This window comes from Halomonas sp. 72, from assembly GCF_052379785.1.
GTDB lineage: Bacteria > Pseudomonadota > Gammaproteobacteria > Pseudomonadales > Halomonadaceae > Vreelandella > Vreelandella citrativorans.
Map to the genome: position 1 here is coordinate 212,126 of NZ_JBQSYY010000003.1, position 22,735 is coordinate 234,860.

Annotated in this window: 21 protein-coding genes; 15 read left to right on the top strand and 6 right to left on the bottom strand. The window is 53.3% G+C overall.

Going from position 1 to position 22,735, the window contains the following annotated elements; translation table 11 throughout:
• Nucleotides 1–41: 41 nt before the first annotated feature.
• From phnC to ACT3T6_RS04925, 5 genes are all read left to right on the top strand, one after another.
• Nucleotides 42–878, top strand: coding sequence for a phosphonate ABC transporter ATP-binding protein (gene phnC / locus ACT3T6_RS04905; RefSeq protein ID WP_193053206.1), 837 nt, complete (start codon nt 42–44; stop codon nt 876–878).
• Nucleotides 875–1,711, top strand: coding sequence for a phosphonate ABC transporter, permease protein PhnE (gene phnE, locus ACT3T6_RS04910; protein ID WP_087108777.1), 837 nt, complete (start codon nt 875–877; stop codon nt 1,709–1,711). The genes phnC and phnE (ACT3T6_RS04910) overlap by 4 nt, the downstream gene beginning before the upstream one ends.
• Before the next feature lie 16 nt (nt 1,712–1,727).
• Entirely contained in the window at nt 1,728–2,543 is an 816-nt protein-coding gene (gene phnE / locus ACT3T6_RS04915) for a phosphonate ABC transporter, permease protein PhnE (protein ID WP_087108775.1), read from the top strand.
• A gap of 37 nt (nt 2,544–2,580) precedes the next feature.
• Nucleotides 2,581–3,210 carry a histidine phosphatase family protein gene (locus ACT3T6_RS04920; RefSeq protein ID WP_087108773.1) on the top strand — a complete coding sequence of 210 codons (630 nt, stop codon included), beginning with the start codon at nt 2,581–2,583 and terminating at the stop codon, nt 3,208–3,210.
• Between the two features lie 64 nt (nt 3,211–3,274).
• On the top strand, nt 3,275–3,763 hold the full coding sequence (locus ACT3T6_RS04925) for a C40 family peptidase (RefSeq protein ID WP_193053207.1): 489 nt from the start codon (nt 3,275–3,277) through the stop codon (nt 3,761–3,763).
• 191 nt (nt 3,764–3,954) lie between these two features.
• Here the strand turns inward: ACT3T6_RS04925 and ACT3T6_RS04930 are convergent, their stop codons facing one another.
• Nucleotides 3,955–4,545 (bottom strand): putative metalloprotease CJM1_0395 family protein, encoded by a 591-nt coding sequence (locus tag ACT3T6_RS04930; protein WP_193053208.1) that lies wholly within the window; start codon nt 4,543–4,545, stop codon nt 3,955–3,957.
• Nucleotides 4,546–4,671: 126 nt separating this feature from the next.
• On the opposite strand from ACT3T6_RS04930, the gene ACT3T6_RS04935 reads away from it, so the two are divergent.
• The 4 genes from ACT3T6_RS04935 (at nt 4,672) to ACT3T6_RS04950 (ending at nt 9,085) form a co-directional block, all read left to right on the top strand.
• Nucleotides 4,672–4,899 (top strand): DUF2835 family protein, encoded by a 228-nt coding sequence (locus ACT3T6_RS04935; RefSeq protein WP_193053209.1) that lies wholly within the window; start codon nt 4,672–4,674, stop codon nt 4,897–4,899.
• A 194-nt stretch (nt 4,900–5,093) separates the two neighbouring features.
• Nucleotides 5,094–5,672 carry an antibiotic biosynthesis monooxygenase gene (locus ACT3T6_RS04940; protein WP_172117621.1) on the top strand — a complete coding sequence of 193 codons (579 nt, stop codon included), beginning with the start codon at nt 5,094–5,096 and terminating at the stop codon, nt 5,670–5,672.
• Between the two features lie 127 nt (nt 5,673–5,799).
• Nucleotides 5,800–6,471 (top strand): glutathione S-transferase, encoded by a 672-nt coding sequence (locus tag ACT3T6_RS04945; RefSeq protein WP_193053210.1) that lies wholly within the window; start codon nt 5,800–5,802, stop codon nt 6,469–6,471.
• 7 nt (nt 6,472–6,478) lie between these two features.
• Nucleotides 6,479–9,085, top strand: coding sequence for an EAL domain-containing protein (locus ACT3T6_RS04950; protein WP_226912056.1), 2,607 nt, complete (start codon nt 6,479–6,481; stop codon nt 9,083–9,085).
• An 80-nt stretch (nt 9,086–9,165) separates the two neighbouring features.
• On the opposite strand, the gene nhaD is transcribed toward ACT3T6_RS04950, so the two are convergent.
• Complete coding sequence (gene nhaD / locus ACT3T6_RS04955) at nt 9,166–10,641, bottom strand: sodium:proton antiporter NhaD (RefSeq protein WP_193053211.1); 1,476 nt, start codon at nt 10,639–10,641, stop codon at nt 9,166–9,168.
• 494 nt (nt 10,642–11,135) lie between these two features.
• Here nhaD and ACT3T6_RS04960 point away from each other — a divergent pair, with 494 nt between their 5' ends.
• A complete protein-coding gene (locus ACT3T6_RS04960) occupies nt 11,136–12,104 on the top strand; it encodes a TAXI family TRAP transporter solute-binding subunit (protein WP_193053212.1) in 969 nt (322 codons plus the stop codon).
• A gap of 85 nt (nt 12,105–12,189) precedes the next feature.
• The gene (locus tag ACT3T6_RS04965) at nt 12,190–13,980 is read left to right on the top strand and encodes a TRAP transporter permease (protein WP_193053213.1); all 1,791 of its coding nucleotides are present in this window, start codon (nt 12,190–12,192) and stop codon (nt 13,978–13,980) included.
• A 29-nt stretch (nt 13,981–14,009) separates the two neighbouring features.
• Here the strand turns inward: ACT3T6_RS04965 and ACT3T6_RS04970 are convergent, their stop codons facing one another.
• The 3 genes from ACT3T6_RS04970 to ACT3T6_RS04980 form a co-directional block, all read right to left on the bottom strand.
• The gene (locus ACT3T6_RS04970; protein ID WP_192537987.1) at nt 14,010–14,555 is read right to left on the bottom strand and encodes a hypothetical protein; all 546 of its coding nucleotides are present in this window, start codon (nt 14,553–14,555) and stop codon (nt 14,010–14,012) included.
• Between the two features lie 60 nt (nt 14,556–14,615).
• Nucleotides 14,616–15,575, bottom strand: a complete 960-nt coding sequence (locus ACT3T6_RS04975; RefSeq protein ID WP_192537995.1) for a calcium/sodium antiporter — start codon at nt 15,573–15,575, stop codon at nt 14,616–14,618.
• A 123-nt stretch (nt 15,576–15,698) separates the two neighbouring features.
• Nucleotides 15,699–16,724, bottom strand: a complete 1,026-nt coding sequence (locus ACT3T6_RS04980) for a CNNM domain-containing protein (RefSeq protein WP_192537986.1) — start codon at nt 16,722–16,724, stop codon at nt 15,699–15,701.
• A gap of 366 nt (nt 16,725–17,090) precedes the next feature.
• Here ACT3T6_RS04980 and ACT3T6_RS04985 point away from each other — a divergent pair, with 366 nt between their 5' ends.
• From ACT3T6_RS04985 to ACT3T6_RS05000, 4 genes are all read left to right on the top strand, one after another.
• Nucleotides 17,091–17,792 (top strand): metal-binding protein ZinT, encoded by a 702-nt coding sequence (locus tag ACT3T6_RS04985; RefSeq protein ID WP_192537985.1) that lies wholly within the window; start codon nt 17,091–17,093, stop codon nt 17,790–17,792.
• A 149-nt stretch (nt 17,793–17,941) separates the two neighbouring features.
• Nucleotides 17,942–18,340, top strand: a complete 399-nt coding sequence (locus tag ACT3T6_RS04990; protein WP_192537984.1) for a lysozyme inhibitor LprI family protein — start codon at nt 17,942–17,944, stop codon at nt 18,338–18,340.
• A gap of 208 nt (nt 18,341–18,548) precedes the next feature.
• The gene (locus ACT3T6_RS04995; protein WP_192537983.1) at nt 18,549–19,910 is read left to right on the top strand and encodes a GntP family permease; all 1,362 of its coding nucleotides are present in this window, start codon (nt 18,549–18,551) and stop codon (nt 19,908–19,910) included.
• A 346-nt stretch (nt 19,911–20,256) separates the two neighbouring features.
• Nucleotides 20,257–20,424: a hypothetical protein gene (locus tag ACT3T6_RS05000; protein ID WP_193053214.1), complete on the top strand. Its 168-nt coding sequence runs from the start codon at nt 20,257–20,259 to the stop codon at nt 20,422–20,424.
• Between the two features lie 495 nt (nt 20,425–20,919).
• Here ACT3T6_RS05000 and ACT3T6_RS05005 read toward each other — a convergent pair whose 3' ends face one another.
• Nucleotides 20,920–22,734, bottom strand: a complete 1,815-nt coding sequence (locus ACT3T6_RS05005; RefSeq protein ID WP_193053215.1) for a ClpP-like prohead protease/major capsid protein fusion protein — start codon at nt 22,732–22,734, stop codon at nt 20,920–20,922.
• Nucleotide 22,735: the final 1 nt, after the last annotated feature.

The window sequence follows — 22,735 nt, forward strand, 5'->3', positions numbered from 1 at the left end:
AATCCCTTCTGGCCGTTACATTATGTAGATGAGGTAGAGCGATGTTGACACTCAGCGGCGTTACCAAGCGCTATCCAACCGGGGACCGTGCGCTTACCGATATCGAACTTACCCTGCCTAAAGGCCAGGTGATGGCGCTTATCGGCCCATCTGGTGCGGGTAAAAGCACCCTGATTCGCTGTGTAAATCGCTTGGTAGAGCCTACGTCGGGAAGCATTCGTCTGGAAGGGACTGAGCTTACCAGGCTTTCGGGCAGTGGCCTGCGTAAGGCACGTCGCTCGATGGGAATGATTTTCCAGGAGTATGCGCTGGTTGACCGCCTGACAGTGATGGAGAACGTGCTTTCTGGACGGCTTGGCTACGTGGGCTTCTGGCGTAGCTTTTTACGCCGCTATCCGCAGGATGCCGTCGCTGAAGCGTTTCGTCTGCTTGAGCGAGTAGGCCTGCCTCACGCTATTGATAAGCGCGCCGATGCGTTGTCCGGTGGCCAACGCCAGCGAGTGGGGATTGCGCGGGCACTGTTGCAAAGCCCTAAACTGTTACTGGTAGATGAACCAACCGCAAGCCTGGACCCCAAAACTTCACGCCAGATTATGCGTCTGATTCGTGAGCTGTGTGCTGAGCGCGAGTTGGCGACGATTATCAATATTCATGACGTGGCGCTCGCCCAGCAGTTTGCGGACCGCATTGTGGGCCTGCGGGCAGGCCAGATCGTGTTTGATGGCCGTCCTGATGAGCTAACCAGCGATATTCTCACCACCATTTATGGCGAAGAGGATTGGGATACCTCTCCTGAACCTGCCGACGAGCCTGACAGTGAGGCCGTTTCCTGTGAGCGTCGCTCTATCGCAGGTGAGATGGCTGGGGTAGCGCCATGAGTGAGCAGAGCTCTGCGTATTTTGAAGCCCGCCAACACGCGGCCCGCCAGGGGCATTGGCGTCGGTTGCCCCTTGTGCATAGCCAGTGGTTGCGTTGGGCTATTGCCTTGGGTGTGGTGGCTTACCTGGTGTTGGCGCTGGCCTCTGTTGAGGTGAACTGGGCACGTGTGGCGGAAGGCACCAGCCGTGGCCTGCGTTTTATCAGCGCGTTTGCGCAGCCTGATTTTTTCAGCCGTGGTAACGATATTATCAATGGGCTGGTCGAGAGTTTGACCATGACGCTTACCTCCACGGTCATTGGGGTGGCGCTCGCGATCCCCGTGGGATTAGGCGCTGCACGCAACATTGCGCCGCTGCCGATTTATTTCGTGTGCCGTAGCATCATTGCCGTGTCACGTACCTTTCAAGAGATCATTATTGCGATCCTGTTTGTGGTGATGTTTGGCTTTGGCCCGCTGGCGGGGATGATTACGCTGGCGTTCGCGACTATCGGCTTTATGGCCAAGCTGTTGGCCGAAGATGTTGAAGACCTGGACTGGCGCCAGGTAGAAGCGGTGAGAGCGACCGGCGCCAGTTGGTGGCAAACCATGAATCACGCTATTCAACCCCAGGTCATGCCGCGCTTAATTGGCCTTTCCATGTACCGTTTGGATATCAACTTCCGCGAATCGTCAGTGATCGGCATTGTCGGTGCAGGCGGGATAGGCGCCACGCTGAATACTTCGCTTAGCCGCTATGAGTACGACACGTCAGCCGCCATTTTGTTGATCATCATCGCTATTGTGCTGTTGTGCGAATACAGCTCAAGCCACGTCCGCCGTTGGACGCAGTAATCTCCGGAGAATCTATATGCCTGTTTCAACCTCCCGGCAAGGGATCCCGGTATGGCGGCTACGTACCTCGCGTGCTCAGTGGCTGCAATTTAGTGCATGGCTAGTAGGGATTAGCCTGTTCTTGTTCTGCTGGAAGGTGATTTCCGACAACACCATGTGGGTGTTTGTTGAGGATGCTGGACGCCAGGGCAGTGATCTTTTAAGCCGGATGATGCCCCCCAAATGGGAATACGCCAATGTGCTGTGGAAACCCATGTGGGATACGCTGAACATTGCCACGCTGGGCACCGCCTTGGGGATTGTTATGGCGTTTCCTGTGGCGTTTCTCGCTGCGCGTAACACCACGCCGCATCCGTTAGTGCGAAGCCTGGCGTTGATGGTGATCGTGTCGTCACGCTCTATCAATTCGCTGATTTGGGCCATGCTGTTGGTAACGATTTTGGGCCCAGGCGTCCTGGCGGGCATTATCGCCATTGCGCTGCGCTCTATCGGGTTTGTAGGCAAGCTTCTTTATGAGGCCATTGAGGAAATTCACCCGACGCCTGTCGAGGCCATCAGCGCAACCGGTGCCAGCCGTTTACAGGTCATGAACTATGGTGTTCTGCCTCAGATCATGCCAGCGTTTGCAGGTATCAGTGTTTACCGGTGGGATATCAATATTCGTGAATCCACCGTGCTTGGCCTGGTGGGTGCAGGGGGGATCGGTCTTCAGTTGAATGCCTCTATCAATATGCTCGCCTGGAATCAGGTCAGCGTTATTTTTGTCATGATCTTCGCCACGGTATTGGTCTCGGAATGGATATCCGCCCGTGTCCGCCACGCGATTATTTAACCCATGGATTGATAAATCGCCAAGCGAGGAGTTCTGAATGCGGTTTCCTGATGCTGATGTCACCACCATTGATTTGCTGCGCCATGGCGAACCCGTTGGCGGGCGTATGCTGCGCGGTTCTACTGACCATCCGCTGAGTGAAACCGGCTGGCAGCAGGTAACGGATGCCATCATGCGCCATACCGTTGACGGCAGGCCGCCTTACGATGCGGTGCTTACCTCGCCGCTTATGCGCTGTCGTGAGTTTGCGTTGTGGTTAGGTGAAGAGTTTGAATTGCCAGTACAGATTGAAGACGATCTCGCTGAACTGCACTTGGGGCGCTGGGAGGGCAAAACCCACGCTGAGGTGTTTAGCGAGGAGGGCTCCGCGCCGATGAGCGCTTTCTGGAACAGCCCTGAGGCTGTATCACCACCGCAGGGCGAGGCGATGGATGTTTTTGATTCGCGGCTTGCTGAGGTATGGCAAAACGTGCTGGCGAATCCGCCCGGTAAGCATGTGCTGGTAGTGGCGCATCTGTTTGTTTGCAATGGCCTGCTGCGCCAGGTACTGGGGCAGCCGTTAGGGCGCGTATTGGCGATGGATTTGCCTTACGCTGCGATGAGTCGTGTACGCCACGAACGCCATGCGTTAGGCGAAACCAGCTTTATTGAGTGGATTGGCCGTTAGTTGAACTTGGCGCTGCCCTCCCGTTTGCGCCATGATAAGGGCATTGCCACAAGGAGAGCTGCTAATGCCCATCACGTTGGGAAGGTTTACGTTCGCTTTGATGATGTTAATGTGGCTTTCGGGCTGTGCCAGCCGTGATGTCGCTATCGCACCCCCCTCATCGCCTGCCGAATCCCGCGAAGGGCTCTCCATGGAGCGCGTGCTGATTCTGGCCCACGCTCAGCAGGCCATTGGCACGCCTTACCGCTTTGGCGGCAATACGCCCGACGGCCTCGACTGCTCGGGGCTTGTTGAAATGGCGTATCGCGCGGCCGGTATGCGCGTACCGCGCACCGCAGACGAACAGTTCCGTGCGCTACCTTCAGCCAATACCCCCAAACCTGGCGACCTGCTCTTCTTTGGAGAGCGTAGCAAGGCCACGCATGTAGGCATCTATCGCGGCAACCAGCAGATGATCCACGCACCGGGAAGTGGTCGCGCCGTGGTCAGCGTTCCCTTGGATGTCGACTACTGGCAGCAGCGCTTTTTAGGCGCCGCTGCACTTGCTCCTTGATACCTGGCCTGCACCTTTAACGCACCTACTTACGATTACATCCCACCTTATGGGACGTAAGGTCGCTTTTTAATGAGTTCTCTCCGGGCCGAAAAAAGTAGCCCTAATGCTTGGCTTTTGCGATGGCCGTTACGAGCCGATTGGCAGTCGCTTACACAACTTCCATAAGCACTGCGGCTTCGGGGCAGCGGTTAAGCGGCTTGTCCCGAGTCGGCCGCTTCAGGCTCGTTCTGCTCAGGTTCACTCTGCGCAGATCTTGTGGCGCTCTCTTGCTGGGAAGCCTCAAGGCGGGCTTCCAGCAAGTATTGGCGGGCTTGAGCGGCTACCTGCACGTCTTTTGGCGACGGGTCGGCTGGCGCCAGCGCGGCAGCAATTACCGTCTGCATTTTCTCGATGGTGGCCTGTGGGTCCCCCGGGATAGGGCCGTAATCGATAGGCACTTCACCCGCAACGGCGTACTTCTTTCCATCCGGGCCTATTTCATATTCGTAAGTGGCGCCGCCAGTATAGGCCCCGCCAGTAATCTGGTGAGCCATCTCATGCTGACGAACATTCCGGTCGGTCTGCTTTAACTGCTCAATCAGCTTGATTTCTTCCGGCGCTAGAGGCGTTCCATCGGGGCGCGTAGGGGCAGCCACCTCATTATCTGTTTTGGCCGTTTCGTCTTCGGAGGTGGAAGGCGCTTTTAGCGTGTCCTCGGTGTCGTCAGTCGACGACCCACGATGGGAGGCCGTGGTATATGCTGCCCCAACCGGGGAAAAAGCACTGATGGTCGCATCCATAAGCAGTTACCGCCGTTTGAGTCATTACGTTATTGTACGGTTGCGTTACTATAGCGCATTCGTAAACCAATAGAAGCGTGCAAGGGCATGTCACTTGCTGGATAACCGTTTTTAACTGATACCGCTATGCCGTCCATTGATGTGATTCTCCATCTTAGTCCCGATGAATGCTTGGCCCATTATGAAGGGCGCGTTGCCAACGTGCGTACCCGCAGCGTGGATGGGCGTTGGGTGGTGTTTCCCTCCGACGCTATTCGACGTGTGGTAGGAAAAAACGGTGTTCATGGTGTTTTCCGGCTGGAGTTCTCAGCGCAAGGGCGCTTTATGAGCATCCATCCGCTCTCTTATCGTTAATGCATAGGCTGCACGCTTAGAGTGCTTAACGTCACCTGTTAAATAACCCACATGGCATTGCTATTGTCTATATAATTACGTCATCTCATAAGCGGTATCCCTCGCTTATGCCGTTAACGCGATCAGGCTTATCCGCCGGGTCGTTTACAACCTGCTTACCCAGCATTGGTTGTGGTTATATCAGGAGATATACCATGTCTGCCTCACCTGTCACATTGATGGTAGCTCGGCGCATTGCCAGTGGCCGTTACCATGATTTTAATCGGTGGTTGAACGAAGGTCGCGAGCTAGCGGCTGATTTTCCAGGTTATCTGGGCTCAGGAGTGCTTGCGCCACCCGAGCATCACGATGAATATCAGATTATTTTCCGCTTTAGCAGCAGTGAAACGCTTCATGCATGGGAGCACTCGGCTTCACGTCATGCCTGGCTTGTGCGCGGCAAGGGGCTTTATGATGCGCCTCATGAGCACCGTGCCACGGGGTTGGATGCCTGGTTTCAAACCGGCTCAGGCAGTGTGCCGCCTCGCTGGAAGCAGGCCGTTGCCGTTTGGTTGGCCTTTTTTCCTATCTCGTTACTCTTTCAGTGGGTATTTGGCGGTATGTTGGCCGATTGGGCACTGATCCCGCGCGTGTTAGTGAGCACTCTGATATTAACGCCAGTGATGGTGTTTGTGTTTATTCCACTCTCCACACGGTTACTGTCGCCTTGGCTGCAAGGGAAGTGGTCACCAATGGATAGGTGGATACATGTGCGGCGCATTAATCGAACATAAGGCTTTTTTTACCTGGATATATGTACTCCATGAGGGGCAACGCTGCTACGCTAACTAAGCTTGCAGTAAAAGGACAACTGCTGCAGGCCTAGCGCCTGCGTATTACATCGCCTTCATGGAGTACTTTATGATTCACGTCCATCATTTGGAAAAGTCACGCTCACATAGAATTTTATGGCTTCTCGAAGTGCTTGCGTTGGACTATGACATCCATGTATATCAGCGTGATCGTAAAACTCATCAGGCGCCTGAAGCACTAAAAAACATTCATCCTTTAGGTAAATCCCCAGTCATTATGGATGGCGAGTTAGTGATTGCAGAGTCAGGGGCAATCATTGATTACTTAATACACACCTACGGAAAAGAGCGCTTGCAACCCTCTGCCGATAATATCGCCGACTGGGTTGATTACCGCTATTGGCTACATTATGCCGAAGGCTCTTTAATGCCACTGCTGGTGATGCAACTGGTGTTTAAAAAGATACCCGCACAGTCTCCCTGGTTAATTAAACCGCTCGCTAAAGGCATTGGCGATAAGGTTAGTCAGCAATTTTTAGCGCCTCAGCTTAAACAGCATCTGGGCTTTATCGAAGATCATTTAGCGCGTAAAGAGAACTTTGCAGGAGAGTGGCCAAGCGGGGCCGATATTCAAATGAGCTTTCCTCTTCAGGCCATAGCTGCCACCCAAACGCTGACAACGTATCCCGCCATTATGCGGTTTGTAGCGCGTATTGATGCTGACCCTGCCTGGCAGCGTGTCGTCGAGCGCGCAGGCCCGCTCACTATGCCAGGCGAGTAACAGGACGATGCAGGATAAGGCTGGATACGTTACTCACCCGCTGTGGTTGATGTCAGGACGACTGCTTGCTCGTACACGCAGAGGCGCTATTAAGGCCGCTGCGTTGCTGGGCCTCTGGAGTTTGGCTTTTTCAAGCATGGCCAGCGACACCTTATTGGTGGGCGTTTATAACAATCCGCCAAAAATATTCGTGGATGACCAGGGGCATTTGCGCGGTATTTTGGGTGAGCTGCTTGCAGCGATTGCACAAGAAGAGGGTTGGCAGCTTGAGAGTATTGCCTGCGAATTCCACCACTGTCTTACCCTGCTTGAACAGGGTGATATCGATATATTGCCCGGGACTGCCTGGGGTGAAGAGCGTGGTGAACGTATCGCGTTTCATCGTGAACCGATTATCCAAAGCTGGTCGCAGATTTATCAGCGCGAAAACGAGCGGGTCGAGGCGATTCTTGACCTTGAACAAAAACGCGTCGCCATTGTAGATGGCTCTATTCAACAGAACTACCTGAGCGCCGTGGCAGAACGCTTTGGTGTTGCGGTCACCTGGTTGCCCGTTGATAGCTATGCGGATGCTTTTCAAGCCGTGGCTATGGGGGATGCGGACCTGGCGGTTACCGACCATATCTTCGGAGACTGGCGCGCGCAGGACTATGGGCTATATGAAACGCCCATCATCTTTCAACCTATCCGGCTGTTCTATGCCGGGTCGCCTACTTTGTCGGCAACCATATTGAACCGTATCGACGATGTGCTGCTTGGTTGGAAGCAAAATCCACGTTCAGCCTATTTTAGGATACTGCGCTCCTGGCGTGCCGAAACGCCACCCGATACGATCTCTAGCTGGTTATGGGGCGGGCTTGGCCTGTTAACGGCGCTACTTGCTGTGGCACTAGGCAGTGCATGGTGGCTTAAACGGCGTGTCACGCTAAATAGGGCACAGCTCGATGCTAATGAGGCCATGCTGGCCACTATTCTTAATAACGTGGACGCCTACATCTATATCAAAACACCCTCGTTACATTACCAGTTTGTCAACCAGCGGGTGGTTGAGCTCTTTGGGCTGCCGAAAGAGCAAATTCTGGGTAAGAGCGACGAGGCATTTTTTGATCGCACAACCGCGAATGAAATAGCCCAGATTGACCGCAGTGTGATGGAATCAGGCAAAAAAATAACGCTCGAAGAGAGTAACGTACTACGGCACAACGATAAGGTTCGCACGTTTGTTACTATTAAAATGCCGTTGTCCCTCTCCCCAGGCGAGCCCGCGAGTCTGTGCGGTATTTCCACTGAACTAACCGATTACCTTGAGCTGCAATCGCGTACCAATCATCTGGCGTTTTACGATGCGCTGACAGGCCTGCCTAATCGACGCTTATTGATGGAGTCGTTAAGCGGGAAAATTGAGCAGAAGAATACGCCCCATCTCTATAGCGCACTGCTGACCATTGATCTGGATAACTTTCATCTCGTTAACGATATTCAGGGCCATGAAAGTGGCGACCAGTTGTTAATTGATGTGGCCAAGCAGGTGCGGCCGTTGTTACCGGAAGGGGCTGTGTTGGCCCGCTTTAGTGGGGATGAGTTTGTTGCGCTCCTGGCAAAGCTGGGCGAGCACCAAGCGGATGCTGCGTTAAGCGCTGAACGCACAGCCAAGCAGCTGTTGGACACTATCGCCAAACTGCGTACGGGTCGTTCGCTGCCCGTCAGCGCCAGTATTGGTATTACGCTATTCGATGGCGCTGATCATAGTATGAACAGCGTGCTCCAACAGGCCGATTTGGCACTTCAGCAGGCGAAAGCAGCGGGTGGGAATACGCTGCGCTTTTTTAATCGCAGTATGCAAACACGCTTGATCGAGCGGGCCAACCTTGAGGCCGATTTACACCATGCGCTGGCACGTCATGAGCTGACGTTGCACTATCAAGCTCAGGTGAACCATCAAGGCATTACCACCGGTGTGGAGGCGCTTTTACGCTGGTATCACCCCCAGCGTGGCTGGGTGCCGCCCTCGACCTTTATTCCTCTAGCAGAAGAGAATGGGTTAATTATACCCATTGGTTATTGGGTGCTTCATTCTGCCTGCGAGCAGCTTGCTAAGTGGGCCAACCAGGCCCCTTATGCTGCGCTGACGATTTCCGTTAACGTGAGCTCGGTACAGTTTCAGCAGCCTGAATTTGTACGCAATTTGGAAGGTCTTCTTGCTCAGACCCAAGCGCCACCTGGGCGGCTGGTGTTGGAAGTCACCGAAAGCCTGTTAATGCGAGATCCAACACGCGTGCGCAATACAATGCTCAAATTGCGCGCGCAAGGGGTTCGCTTTGCGATTGATGACTTTGGTACTGGCTACTCGTCGTTAAGCTATCTTAAACGACTGCCCTTGGATGAGCTAAAGATTGACCAGTCGTTTATCCGCGAGCTTTTAACCGATAAAGCGGATGCGGCCATCGTCGATACCACCATCTTGTTGGCAGTGAGTCTTGGGTTAACGGTGGTAGCCGAAGGGGTCGAGAAGCAGGAGCAGTTGGATTGGCTAAAAGGTCATGGCTGTTATCGTTATCAGGGTTACCTGTTTGGCCGCCCGACATCCATTGATCGCTTGTTTGAAAGCTATTAAAAGCTAAACGATAACGCCCTGGATAAGGGCGTTATCTATTGTGGTGAGGAGGTGTGTTAAAAGCAGCGTATCAAGCTGTCTTAAGCGGCGGTAAAGCTTCCTGCATTAAGCCATAAATGAACGGCAATACTGGCGATGTAGCCCAATAGAATAACCGGCGCCCAGCGTAAGTGGCCCATAAAGGTATAAGCGCCGCGTGCTTGGCCCATAACCGCAACGCCAGCTGCTGAACCAATAGAGAGCAGGCTGCCTCCAACACCAGCGGTTAGGGTGATCAATAGCCACTGCCCGTCAGACATTTCAGGCTGCATGGTGAGCACCGCAAACATCACGGGAATGTTATCCACCACAGCGGAGACCACACCCAACACAATGTTCGCCCACGTAGCATCCCAGTTGGTATAAAGCGCCTCGGACAGCAAGCCAAGGTAGCCCATAAAGCCAAGCCCACCTACGCACATCACTACGCCGTAGAAAAACAGCAGTGTGTCCCACTCGGCCCGCGCCACGCGGTTAAATACGTCAAACGGTACCACGCTACCTAACTGCGCCAGTTTCTTGTTATCCCCACGACGACTGTAGCGTTCACGCTTACGCTCCAGCGAACGGGGCAGGCTCTTGCGTAGGTAGAAGCCAAAGAACTGAAGATAACCAAGCCCTGTCATCATGCCAAGCACGGGCGGCAAGTGTAAGAAGGTGTGGCAGATGACGGCGGTTAAAATGGTCAGTAAGAAAAGCACGATAATCCGTCGTGCACCGCGTTTCAGTTGCACATCCTCATACACGCTACCGGGCTTTTGGTCCTTGATAAACAGGCTCATGATCATGGCCGGAATCAGGAAGTTAACCAACGAAGGGAGGAAAAGAGTAAAAAACTCCTGGAATTGAAGAATGCCTGCCTGCCATACCATCAGCGTGGTGATGTCTCCAAATGGGCTAAAGGCGCCCCCCGCGTTGGCGGCGACCACAATATTAATGCACGCCAGGTTAATAAAGCGCTTGTCACCTTCGGCCACCTTGGTGATGACGGCACACATTAGCAGCGCGGTGGTTAAGTTATCGGCAATCGGTGAAAGAATAAATGCCAAGCCGCCGGTCAGCCAGAAAAGCGTGCGATAGTTAAATCCTTTACGCAGCATCCAGGAGCGCAGAGCATCAAATACTCGACGCTCCTCCATGGCGTTGATATACGTCATGGCCACCAGCAGGAACAGCATCAGCTCGGTGAACTCTAAAAGGGTCATGCGAAACGCATATTCTGAGGTTTCTGACATGCCGTTTTGAACATACACCCAGCCGATGAGGCTCCAAATAATACCTGCCGCTATTAGCACTGGCTTTGATTTACGCATATGAATCTTTTCTTCTGCCATCACCAAGGCATATGCCAAAACAAAAATGGCGACAGCAAAAAAACCGATAAAAGATGTCGTTAAATCAATCTCACCTGTCACAGCAAAGGTCGACACGCTATAGAAAAATAGTAAGGGGGCTAACAAAAAAAGCCAGCGACGAGAAAATCTCGGCTGGCCTGGGTCGCAATCCTGCGTCAACATGATGCGTTTATCCTTATTTAAAGGTGGTAGGAAGGGTTAATAAGCGGCGTTAAGTATAACAAATTGCCTGTTTTCTAAATAAAGAATAAAACCGAATAAGGATCGTTTATTAACTCGCTATGGCATCTTTTTTTAGCAAATTACCCATTTAGCTAATAGTAAGTTTGTTGATAAAGTGCGATACATTTTAACAGCGATTAATCTTTATGGTAATAAACCAAAGTTGCAAGCGATAAGCGATGCGGTAAGACGAACGATGAGTGCCATACTCTGTTTGCCATTATTGCCCGTCGGTGCTGCCTATGCATCGAATTCGGGCTGTCTTGATCGGGCTACTCCGTTGAGGCACAGCGTTCCTGCTCGGCGTATTACATGCTAATGTTAGCGGCGCTAGGCGGGGCACTGTGCACGACCTGGCCCGCTGGCGTTTATTATTCTTTCAGCGCGACAAAAAAATCAGGCCGTTGAGGTCGCTGGATACCAGGAATTGACACATGCTCCCCTTTATACGCTCTGCTTTATGCACGCCCTTACTCGTAGCCACCACGCTTTCACTTAGCCTGGCTGCCCAAGCGGAAACCCGCGTTACCTATAAGTCGGCAACGGCGGGAACGGCTTATTATCAGATGGGCGTCGAGTTATCAGAAGCCATTCGCCAAGGCACGGATGACGCTATTATTCTTACCCTGGAGGAGAGCCAAGGCTCGGTGCAAAACGTGATGGAAGTCATGGCGCGCCAGGGTAACTATGTTTTTACCACGCCGCCTGCATTGGTTGACCAGGCCATGGCGGGTGAAGGGCCTTTTGCTGAACGTCAGAACCCACGTTTTCAGGAGATCCGCGGCCTGTTTCCCATTCCAGCGATTACCATGCACTTCATCCTAAGTGAGGATAAAGGTGTCGTGGGTATTGAGGAACTTGAAGATAAGCATATCCTGATTGGCCGGGGCACGTTCGGCGCACGTGAAGCCGCGCGTTACCTGGCGCTGTTTGGATTGGAAGAGAGTGTACAGGTCGCCGATGCTGCCTTGGGTAGCGGCCCCGACGCGTTGAAAAATGGGCAGATTGACGGCTTTGTAACCGCCAGCTCTTACCCAACGCCCAATATTATCGAAGTGGCTGCGGGCATGCCGATTTCGATGGGGAGTCTCACTGACGAGCAGATCGACATGACCGGCGCACCGCGTCAGATAATTCCTGGCGGCACCTACCCAGGTATTGATGAGGACGTACAAACCACGTCGCTGCCGGTCATGGCGTATACCACGTCACAAATGGATGACGAAACCGCGTATACGTTGACCAAAACCTTCTGGGAACGCCGTGACGCCATGGCTGAAGAGACCGCGTGGTGGGGCGGTATTACTCCGGACCAGCTCGACAATATGGCAGGTATGCTGCACCCCGGTGCTCTGCGCTATTACGAGGAAGCCGGCATCGACGTTCCCGAATCGCTGCGTTAATTCTCTCCCAGGCAGTGCCGACGCCACGAGGTCCGCTTCGTGGCGTCGCTATTTGTTGTTGACTCGTTTCTGATAGGCATAGGGCATGACACTTTTTTCAACTTCGACGCTAGACGACGAGGCGCCCGCTGCGCGTGGCTGGGTAGCGCTAGGCACCTTAAGCGTGGTTTTCCACATGGGACTTATCTTTTACGGGTTAACGCCTGCGTTAATTAGTCGACCGCTGCATATGGCATTACTGCTGCCCTGGGTGCTGATATTTATGGCCAAAACGCCTTGGCAGCAGGCGAGCGGCTGGGTGCTGACACTACTGGGTGTGGCGGCCTGTGGCTATATCGCCCTTAACGAAGCATCACTGGCCAACCAGTACGGTTTTATCGATAGCCATCTGCAGATGGGAATTGGGCTTTTTTTGATCGCTCTGGCGCTTGAGGCGGCGCGCCGTGCTATTGGCTGGCCCTTACCGTTGGTTGCGTTGCTCGCTTTGCTGTATGGCGCTTTTGGACAGTATGTTCCTGGCACGTTTGGTCACCCAGGTATTCCCCTGCCAAGCATGGTGGGCTCGCTGACCATTGCCGAAGGCGGGCTGTGGGGATCGCTTACCGGTGTCAGTGTGGGCGTCGTCGCGATTTTCGTTATTTTTGGCGCGGTGCTTAACGCGGGCGAGGCAGGCCAAGGGTTTATGAATCTGGCAAGTGCTGTGGCGGGCCGATTAACCGGTGGCGCGGCGAAAGTCTCGGTGATCTCTTCGGCGCTGATGGGGTCCATTTCCGGGTCGGCCTCCGCCAATGTGGCGTCTACCGGGGCCATTACCATTCCTTCCATGGTGCGTTTGCGTTATCCGAAATCCCTGGCAGGGGCGGTGGAAGCCGTGGCCTCCTCGGGTGGGCAAATCATGCCGCCCTTGATGGGAGCGGGGGCTTTCGTCATGGTGGAGCTCACTGGAACCCCCTACACACAGATTATGGCGGCGGCTGTTTTACCGGCGTTTCTTTACTTTCTAACGGTCTGGATGGGGATTAATGCTTACGCGACTCGGCATGATTTGCAGCCTTTGGATAAAAGCGATCAGCCCAGCCGTAAAGAGGTGCTGATTACCTCGCTATTTTTTGCGGTCCCGTTTGTGTTGCTGCTGGCGTGTATTTTTATCAGCGGATACACCCCTCAGTATGCGGCGAGCATTGCCATTTTCGCCAGTTTGGCCCTGCTGTTTTTTAACGTCACACTGCGTTTTTCTCTTTCCGGTTTTATAACCCGATTTATGCTTGCCATGGTGACCGCTGGGCGGCAGATTGCGATGATTGGCGCGATTATTATTTGCGCCTCGCTGGTGATAGGCGTGCTGTCGCTGACTGGGCTTGGGGTAAAAATTACCTCCGGTATCCTGTCGCTTTCCAACGATATGCTGTGGCCGGCGCTGTTGTTGACGGCACTGGCGTGTTTGATTCTGGGCATGGAAGTCCCCACCACGGCCGCCTATGTCATTTGTGTCTCGGTGGCGGGGCCTGCATTGACATCGCTGGGGCTTGAGCCGTTACTCGCGCACTTGTTTGTCTTCTGGTATGCGCTACTGTCGACGATTACACCGCCGGTGTGTGGTGGTGTCTTTATCGCGGCGGGCATGGTGGGAGAGAACTGGCTTAAGGTAGCGTTGAAGGCCATGGCGCTGGGCATTGGGCTTTATATCATTCCGTTAGCAATGGTCGCTAATCCTGACATGATTCGGCTTGCCTTTGACCCCGCTGGTGCGCTGTTCGATACCGCCAAGGTGGCCATAGGCTTGGGGGCGATCTCCTTTGGCATCATTGCCCATAAAGCGCTCTGGCTGCGCCTGGCGCTTGTGGTGGTGGGCGCGCTGATTATCTTCGCACTCTAGCTTGCCGGGTTCGCCGCTGCCAATACACGCTATAAATGCAGCGGCGAATCCTCATTCAGCGCTTCGGTGGCGTAGATAACCCAGCTATCAATGGCCGGTCCTAGCGAGCGTACCAAGGTTAGCGTATCAGGTGCCTGGGCCAGTGCTTCTTCTGCACAAATACCGGCCTGATAACGACCTTCAATCAATCCATTGGCAACGTCGACGGTTGTCGGTGCCTCAATGATCGTCTTGAACGCGCTTAAATCAGTGTAGTAACGCGTGGCAGGCTGAAGCGCGATATGTTCTGGTTCGGAAGCATCACGACGGGCGAGCAGCGCCAGCGGCTTACTGCCCGCAATAAACGTATCGACTGGAAAGGCGCGATGCATATAGCGACCTACGCAGTCGGCATGGCTGAAGTGGGCCGTACATTGCAGTACATGGGTTAGTTCTCCGGCCAGCAGTGCCTCGAAAGCCGCCTCAAACGTGTCGAAGAAAATGCATTGGCCGCCTTGCGGTGCCCGACGCTTGAGATAGTGCCCAGCAATCAACGCATGATTGTTGCCTTCAGGCCCCAGAGTACCAAGGATCATTGTGCTTCCTTATGCCTTTAATGCCGTTATAGTCGAGCGCAAGCCGTTGTCGTAAAAAGCCTAACTAATCACCGTAAAACTGGCCGCTAAATACGCTATATATCCTACCAGGAGCAATAACCCCTCACCACGTGATAAACGTAGGCCGGTATAGAGGAAAGCAATCAGCAGCGCAGAGGCGCCCAGCATTACCCACTGGTCAAAGGATGCCATGCGCTCAACAAGCGGTAGCGGCTGAAGAGAGGCGGAGATGCCTAGTATGCCGAGTAAATTAAAGATATTGCTGCCCAGAATGTTGCCCACTGCCACATCAGCATGACGCCGCAGCGCCGCGATCACTGATACCGCGAGTTCAGGTAGTGAGGTGCCGATAGCCACGATGGTAAGCCCGATAACCGCTTCTGAAATCCCCAGCGCCTGAGCAATGCCGACGGCGCCATAAAGCAGCAATTGGGAGCCGCCGATCAGTAGAGCCAACCCGCCGATTAAAGCCACCACGATAAACATCGTGCTGCTGGGCAGTTGGGTCACTTCTTCTGCCTCGGCCGTGTGTAGCTCGGCAGAAGGGGAGTGCTGGCCGCTTTCGCTGCGGTAGGCCCATACCAGATAAGCCGCCAGGCTTGCGAGTAGCACCGCTGCATCGAAACGCCCCAGGCTGCCGTTAAACGCTAAAAGAATAAACAGCCCAGTGGCGAGCATCATTACCAACCCATCGCGCTTAAGCGCTTGGGGCTGGGTGGTCAGCGGGCAGATAAGTGCACAAAGGCCCAGAATCAACAGGATATTGCCGATATTGCTGCCGACCACATTGCCAATCGCAATGTCGGGCTGCTGGTTCATGGCGGCATGGATCGAGACCACCAGTTCAGGCGATGAGGTACCAAAGCCGACAATCACCAATCCGGTAAACAGCGGTGATACGCCCAGCCGTTTGGCCCCGGCGACGGCGCCGCGAATCAATCCTTCGCCACCTAGCGTTAAAAGCACAATACCGGCTAATAAACTCAGTCCATAAAGCAGCATAAAGGGCCTCCACCATGTAGCCTAAGCGCTTATTGTTAGTGACTATAAGCGTAAACTCGGTACGTGGCGAGACACATTATTTTTCAGCCATAGGGGGTTAAAATATTCGCTAAGGGTCAGCTAGTGAAGGGGCGTATCGGACGTTACTTGCTTGAGCCAACGCTGCTTTGCATGGTTTCTAAGGTTCTGAATTTTATCCGTTTCATCCACAATATCCTGACCCAAGATCGTTTCGATAACGTCTTCAAGGGTAATAATGCCAAGCCATGTCCCATGTTCATCATGGATCACACGCATATGGTGACGGCTGGTTAGCATGTCGGTAAATACCTGCTCAACGCTTGCGCTATCGGCGATGGTCCCCATTGGGTGCATCAACGTTTGCATGGTTTGGCCTGGCTCGGCGTGATAAACATCAAGCTTGTGTACATAGCCTAACGCCTGCTCGTTTGCATCCATCACAGGGTAGCGCGTAAAAGAGAGCTTGCCGAAGCGATCATCGAAAGCGCTCACCGTCATTTCTGGGGTGACCGTTTCACTGACGGCGCGTGGTGTCATCGCCTTGGTCACCGGAATCTCATGCAGATTAAGGATATTAGTGATCGTGCGTGTTTCATCATTATCCATCACTTTTTCCTCCAGGCCTGCGCGCGCTAATACTTTTATTTCACTGCGCACATCAATGCCTTCATCTGCCTCACCCAGCCGTTGAGTAATCATTTTTGATAGCCAGATAAAGGGCATTAACACCACCATTAAGGTATTCAAAATAGGAGGCAGAAAAGGAGCCAAACGGCGCCAGTAGTTGGCACCTAACGTTTTAGGGATAATTTCTGAAAATACCAGAATGAGAATGGTCATAACTGCCGAGGCGACAGCGACATACACATCCCCAAATACAGCGGCTACCTGAGCGCCTATCCCCGTCGCGCCCGCCGTATTAGCGATAGTGTTAAGCGTTAAAATGGCCGCAAGCGGGCGGTCGATGTTGGCTTTTAATGTATCAAGTGCTTTATGTAATTTAGGACGCTCTTCTTTAAGCTGAGCAATATAGCTTGGTGTAATCGACAGCAATGAGGCTTCAAGTATCGAACAAAGGAAAGAAGCGGAAATAGTTAAAATAACAATGATTGTTAAGAGCACCATATATAATGTCTCGCCAAATAAAGAGAGCGTTAAGCTCTTTATAGTTAAGCTGTTTTGACTGTCAATGAAATGGCGCCGACTTCTAATTTATGTTGTTTTAATAAAAGCTATATAACGCATAACTTCTTCGAAAATGATTTCTACTTCGACCAAGTTTGGCGACTGGTTGACTAGTGATAATTGCTCCGTTGTGCTTGCTGGACCTGGCATGGCCGGTACGATGATGGTCGACCCGCTTGCCGCCAAGAAGCGTTAGGTGCTTTAACGTTTCAGGCCAACATGCTTTGTTTGATTTATGTTATGTTATAGTGTATCTTTTGTGCTGATTTAAGAACCATTCATTCTCTGAAAAAGGAAGTCTGAAAAATGCCATTACTTTCATCAAAAGCACTCAGCGCCTTAGCCATCAGCTTGCTGGCATTGGCGGGTATTCAGCCGGTGGTTGCAGATGACAAGCATGAACACCACGACCATGATCATGGCCACTCTCATGATCATTCGCACGATCACTCTCATGACCACGACCACAACAGCGATATCTACTCCGGACATTTCAGTGATGACCAAGTGGCGGACCGCCCGCTATCCGACTGGGAAGGCGATTGGCAGTCCGTCTATCCCTATTTAGAAGATGGTACGCTGGATGAGGTATTTGCTCATAAAGCCGAGCATGGCGATAAAACGGCTGAAGAGTACAAGGAGTACTACGACACCGGTTACCAAACAGCGGTTGACCGTATCATTATTGAAGGCAATAACATTACCTTCTACGAAAACGGCGAAGAGAGCACGGGCGAGTATCAATACGACGGCTACGAGATTTTAACCTACGACGCAGGCAATCGTGGCGTGCGGTTTATTTTCGAGTTAGAGGGTGAGAGCGCTGAAAATCTTCCTCAGTACATTCAATTCAGCGACCACGCTATCTACCCAACCGACGCGCATCACTTTCACCTTTACTGGGGCAATGATCGCGAAGCACTGCTGGAAGAAGTCTCTCACTGGCCGACCTACTACCCGTCCGATTTAGACGGTAATGAAATCGCTGAAGAAATGACCGCTCATTAAGGTCGAGCCACCTTTTTTATAACTAGTCGACGGGCGCCAGCAGAAATGCTGGCGTTTTGCCGTTATGGGCGCATGAAAAGAGGCTAACCTGTAAGGCAGATAGCGTTCTTGTTACCACGTTGGCTTTATCCACCAGAATAGGTACGACGATGCGACTACTTTCACGATGGGCAGGCATGGGGATTTTGATCCTCAGCGGCTTGGTAAGCGCTAATGAAGAGTGTGTTAGCCCTGAAACCCAAGCGGAAATGACGCAGTGTTCAGCGAAAACGTATCAAGCGGCCGATGATGCGCTTAATGAGGCTTATCAGACATTGATTGGAAGGCTTGATAGTAATGCTTTATCGCTTGAAAAGCTCAGAGTGGCCCAGCGCAAGTGGATTGATTTTCGTGACGCCGAATGTGCGTTCGAGAGTAGCGCGGTCGAAGGGGGAAGCGCCCAGCCCATAGTACGTAATAGCTGCCTTGAAGCGCTCACCAAAGCACGTACGCAAAGCCTGCAAGAGCATGCCAGCTGCGAAGAGGGCGACCTTAGCTGTGTAAGGTAAGTAAGTGCCAAGGCGGTTGTTCGATACGGAAAAGCACCTCGGCTGAGGGGGGGTAAATAGCGGTTGTTGAGGTATATCGTTCTCTGCGACAGCCTACTCCTCTCCTTATTGTGTACGCCCTCGCGCCGCTTCGGGTACATTGTGCTGGCTTGCTTAGGTAAGCAGGGATATGCGTCACGTTGAATAAACAACTGCTTAGGGGAATATCATGGGGCTGGTTTTAATATTACTCATAGTGGTGGGGCTCATTGTACTTGCCACCAGCAAGTGGAAAATACATCCCTTCCTGGCGCTGCTGGGCGCGGCCTTTATCGCTGCCTTTGCGTATCGGTTACCCATAGATACGGTCGTCAGTACGATCACCTCAGGATTTGGCGGAATTCTGGGCTATATAGGCCTCGTAATCGTGTTGGGAACTATCATCGGAGTGATTCTGGAGAAAAGCGGGGCGGCTATTACCATGGCCGATTTCATTATTGCCCGGCTAGGGGACCGCTTTCCTACGCTTACGATGTCGATAATTGGCTATATTGTCTCGATCCCGGTCTTTTGCGATTCCGGATTTATCATTCTCAATTCGCTCAAGGAGTCGCTGGCTAAAAAGCTGCATACCTCGTCGATTACGATGAGCGTAGCGCTGGCTACCGGCCTTTATGCCACGCACACCTTTGTGCCTCCAACGCCGGGTCCTATTGCAGCGGCAGGCAACTTGGGACTTGAGTCTAACCTTGGATTAGTCATTGCTGCGGGTATTCCCATTGCTGCGGTCGCCGCCATTGCGGGTATGTTTTGGGCGAAGCGCTTTGCGCATACGGCTCCCGACCTGCACGACATGTCTCAGAAGCCAGATGAGCAGTGGCAAGACTGGGAAACGCTTAAAGCCAGTTATGGCCGCTTGCCCAAGCCTATGGCAGCGTTTGCCCCTATCGCCGTGCCTATTTTACTCATTTGTATCGGAACGATTGCCCGCCTACCGGCAGCACCGGTTGGCGAAGGTACGGCAATGGAAGTACTCAGCCTGCTTGGCCAACCGTTAACGGCTTTGCTGATTGGTCTACTGCTTTCCTGCGCGCTGTTAAAAAGCGATGACAAGGTCGCGGAGTTCAGCGAGCGTATTAGCGAAGGTATCCTGGCAGCGGCGCCGATTTTGCTGATTACCGGTGCCGGTGGTGCCTTTGGTGCCGTGCTCAGCGCTTCGCCGCTGGGCGATTACTTGGGCAGTACGCTATCAACGCTGGGTATCGGTATTTTGATGCCGTTTATCGTCGCGGCCGGGCTGAAAACAGCCCAGGGCTCTTCAACCGTTGCGCTCGTGACGACATCTGCATTAGTAGCCCCAATGCTCGACTCGCTAGGCTTGGGGAGCGATATCGGCCGTACACTCACGGTGATGGCCATCGGGGGAGGCGCCATGACGGTCTCGCATGCCAATGATAGTTTCTTCTGGGTCGTCTCGCGCTTTAGCCGTATGAGCGTAGGGTTAGCCTACCGGGCACAGACGATGGCGACGCTCGTTCAGGGTGTTACTGCAATGCTCCTGGTTTACGGACTATCGTTGATACTGTTGTAAGTAGCAGCGACTGTTTTATATCTGCGTTGCCCTTGGCTACACGTAACCTTGTGGTCAGGGGCTAATGTCGATACGAGGTGATTGGGCAGCTACGTCTAACACGTGTTAAATATTTATTGGGAGTTTTTGTATATTCCAGATACAAAAAAAGCACCGCTAGGTGCTTGATTTGTAGGGGTGTCTGGTGGAGGCGGCGTCTCGCTTAAAGTTAATTTAAGTCATTGTTTTTATTTTACATGTTGCTGGGTTAGTTTTAAATGTGCCCCCAATTATGCCCCCTTTTATGGGGCGCTACCCCTATTAACCCGTGCTTTGAACTCAGGTAGAGGTGTGAGGGTAATTAAATTTGCAGCCTACTATCCAGCAAGTACCGTTTATTAAAACCCTGTTTGGCAATGAAAGGCCCGGTGGTGTTTGCGGCTGGGTGGTGGACGGCTGGCCAATCAGCCACCGCGCTTATTCTGCATTGTCGTTACCGCTTCGCTGCATGGGGCTTCGCCCCATACCCCATTGACCAGGTGCCTACCTAGGCCCCTTTGCCTAACCCATAGCGTGACAAAATCACCTGAATACGCAGCGCCAGCCCGGCGCGCTTCAAGTCATGCCGCTGGGTTGTCTTGGGTTGTTGTATCGCGTGCCTTTGGGCGGGGTGATGGGGTGCCCACTTTAACGGTTATCGCGTGGTGGTGAGGCAAAGCCTCAGTGGCGTTAAAAGCCTTATAAAACATCTAAATAGCTCATAAGTGGCTTATGTCGGCTCAAAAGTAGCGCGGTGGTCACGGTATGCCGGGCATAGGGCTTGATGGGGTGATAACGAAACAACAACCAACCCCTGAAAATTTGCCGTACATAGGCAAATTCCGGGACTGCTTGCCCCCGTAGTAGTGGGGGTGGGTGGGGGAGTACCTTTTAATTTTCTAGCGCATGTGAGCGCCAGCGCGAGGCATGAAAAAGCCGTGAAGGGTTAGCCCCCTCACGGCTTTGGCTGCCTTGATGATCCCCCTAAGGGTTATGCCTTACCACCGCGCACCATGCCGCGATAGTCCAGCGGTGCAACGCCTGCATCAATGCGGCACTTGTAACTTACGCCGTCCACGCTCCAGCCCTCTTGCTGTTCAAGGTAAGGGGTGTCAACGCCATCCAAGTAAGCTACCTCTACCGTATCGCTTCCCTGTTCAGCAGCTACATACCAGCTATCCGGGGAGTGAGCATCGAGACGGCTTTCAACCACTAGCTCACCCAGGCTATTGACCGGGTTCATGATACCGCTATTGGTTTCAGCGCCCGGCACTGAGGTACTACGCAGCACCTGCATAGCGATAGACTCAAGGGCGGCGGGCACGATAACAAAGCCGGGGGCGATGTTTAGTGTGTTGCCGTGCCTATCCTTCTGCATACGCATTTGCTTACGCGCTTCACCCAGCGCGGCAGGTACGAAGCCCTCAGCGTTGGTAACGATGTTTCCATGGTCGTCGTGAAACAGTGGTTTGCCGTCGGTGAAGTTGTTGTTGCTCATCAAGATGGCGTAAACCAAGTCACCAATGGTACGGCTTGCCGCCCGCCCCATGTTGGCCGGGATCGACTGAAAGACACTCATGTCATCGTTGATGATGGCCTGCCGGGTGATGCTGAATAGCCCGCCATAAGTGGCCAGCGCGATAGGTGCGGAGCGGTCGTCTGCTGTTACATACTGGTACTCTGCCCCTTCCTTCACCTTAGGCAGTGAGGGGAAACCACCCAGGCCCGCACGGTGCGCGGTGTGGAAGTTGGAGAGTGTGCCCTTCTTGGCCCAGCGGTTGAAGGTTTCGCCGCTGTTCTCCCAGCCTCTTAGCATAGCCTTCTCACTCACGTTCATGAGCACATGGCCAAAGTCACTAGAGGTATGAGTGAAGGCTGCGCCCACCATCTGCATCTTGGTACCGAAAGCATTCACGCTTACGCCCTTCTCAGTAAGCGATGCCCGCGCCATCTCTGCCAGGCTCATGGTGCGGAAGTGGTTGCTCTTGTCTTGTGACTTGGCAACGCCTGCACGATCCAGCAGCGCTTCAATCATGCCATCCTGTACGGCGTTACCATTATCAGCAAATGCGCCAACATCTTGGCGCGGTGGTGCTGTGGGTGTGGTGCCTTGGCCTAAGGCGTTAAGGGCAGCGGCGCGGATCTGTTCGACTGACATAGTGTTAATGTCCTGACTGTTTTTAAGTTGGGCAACGGCGGGGTCGTCGGGCATGAATTTCCATAGGGCGGCTATCTGCGTTTCACGGCGCTGGGCGGCTGCCTCTGGTCGGTTGGTTATGTTGGCCAAGTAGGCCATGGCCACCGCTGACATGCGGGGCTTGTCCTGCTCGCTGGCTTCCACCCGCTTGGCAAATCCAGCCGCTACCGTTTCTTCTGCGTTGTACCAAGTCTCAGCTTCCATAATTGCCGTGATGGCTTCGGCACTCTGCCCGGTGCGCTCAGCATAGAGCGTGACCATTTCGCCAGCGGCTTTATCAAGCGTGTCTGCACTTCGGCGCATTGCGCTTGCATCGCCCATCACCACAGACCACGGGTTATGCACCATGATGAGGCTATGCGCAGCCATTACCACTTCATCCGCTGCCAGCATGACCAGCGTTGCAGAACTTGCCGCAAGGCCATCCACTAACGCGGTCACGTTGCCAGCATAGGCACGCAGGTTATTGAAGATCGCTAGGGCATCGGTGACGTTGCCACCGGGGCTATTGATATGCAGGGTGATAGGTTCGTTGCTTCCGCTGGCTAACAACCGCTTGACGGTGGCAGCGGTCACACCGTCGATAACATCATAAATCTGAATATCCACG

Coding starts and splice junctions, on each gene's coding strand:
- ACT3T6_RS04950 (WP_226912056.1), top strand. CDS start 6,479: ATGCAGGATAAGGCTGGATACGTTACTCACCCGCTGTGGTTGATGTCA.
- ACT3T6_RS04925 (WP_193053207.1), top strand. CDS start 3,275: ATGCCCATCACGTTGGGAAGGTTTACGTTCGCTTTGATGATGTTAATG.
- ACT3T6_RS04990 (WP_192537984.1), top strand. CDS start 17,942: ATGCGACTACTTTCACGATGGGCAGGCATGGGGATTTTGATCCTCAGC.
- phnE (WP_087108777.1), top strand. CDS start 875: ATGAGTGAGCAGAGCTCTGCGTATTTTGAAGCCCGCCAACACGCGGCC.
- ACT3T6_RS04965 (WP_193053213.1), top strand. CDS start 12,190: ATGACACTTTTTTCAACTTCGACGCTAGACGACGAGGCGCCCGCTGCG.
- ACT3T6_RS04935 (WP_193053209.1), top strand. CDS start 4,672: ATGCCGTCCATTGATGTGATTCTCCATCTTAGTCCCGATGAATGCTTG.
- ACT3T6_RS04945 (WP_193053210.1), top strand. CDS start 5,800: ATGATTCACGTCCATCATTTGGAAAAGTCACGCTCACATAGAATTTTA.
- phnE (WP_087108775.1), top strand. CDS start 1,728: ATGCCTGTTTCAACCTCCCGGCAAGGGATCCCGGTATGGCGGCTACGT.
- nhaD (WP_193053211.1), bottom strand. CDS start 10,641: ATGTTGACGCAGGATTGCGACCCAGGCCAGCCGAGATTTTCTCGTCGC.
- ACT3T6_RS04980 (WP_192537986.1), bottom strand. CDS start 16,724: ATGGTGCTCTTAACAATCATTGTTATTTTAACTATTTCCGCTTCTTTC.
- ACT3T6_RS04995 (WP_192537983.1), top strand. CDS start 18,549: ATGGGGCTGGTTTTAATATTACTCATAGTGGTGGGGCTCATTGTACTT.
- ACT3T6_RS04960 (WP_193053212.1), top strand. CDS start 11,136: ATGCTCCCCTTTATACGCTCTGCTTTATGCACGCCCTTACTCGTAGCC.
- ACT3T6_RS04940 (WP_172117621.1), top strand. CDS start 5,094: ATGTCTGCCTCACCTGTCACATTGATGGTAGCTCGGCGCATTGCCAGT.
- ACT3T6_RS04985 (WP_192537985.1), top strand. CDS start 17,091: ATGCCATTACTTTCATCAAAAGCACTCAGCGCCTTAGCCATCAGCTTG.
- ACT3T6_RS04920 (WP_087108773.1), top strand. CDS start 2,581: ATGCGGTTTCCTGATGCTGATGTCACCACCATTGATTTGCTGCGCCAT.
- ACT3T6_RS04970 (WP_192537987.1), bottom strand. CDS start 14,555: ATGATCCTTGGTACTCTGGGGCCTGAAGGCAACAATCATGCGTTGATT.
- ACT3T6_RS04930 (WP_193053208.1), bottom strand. CDS start 4,545: ATGGATGCGACCATCAGTGCTTTTTCCCCGGTTGGGGCAGCATATACC.
- phnC (WP_193053206.1), top strand. CDS start 42: ATGTTGACACTCAGCGGCGTTACCAAGCGCTATCCAACCGGGGACCGT.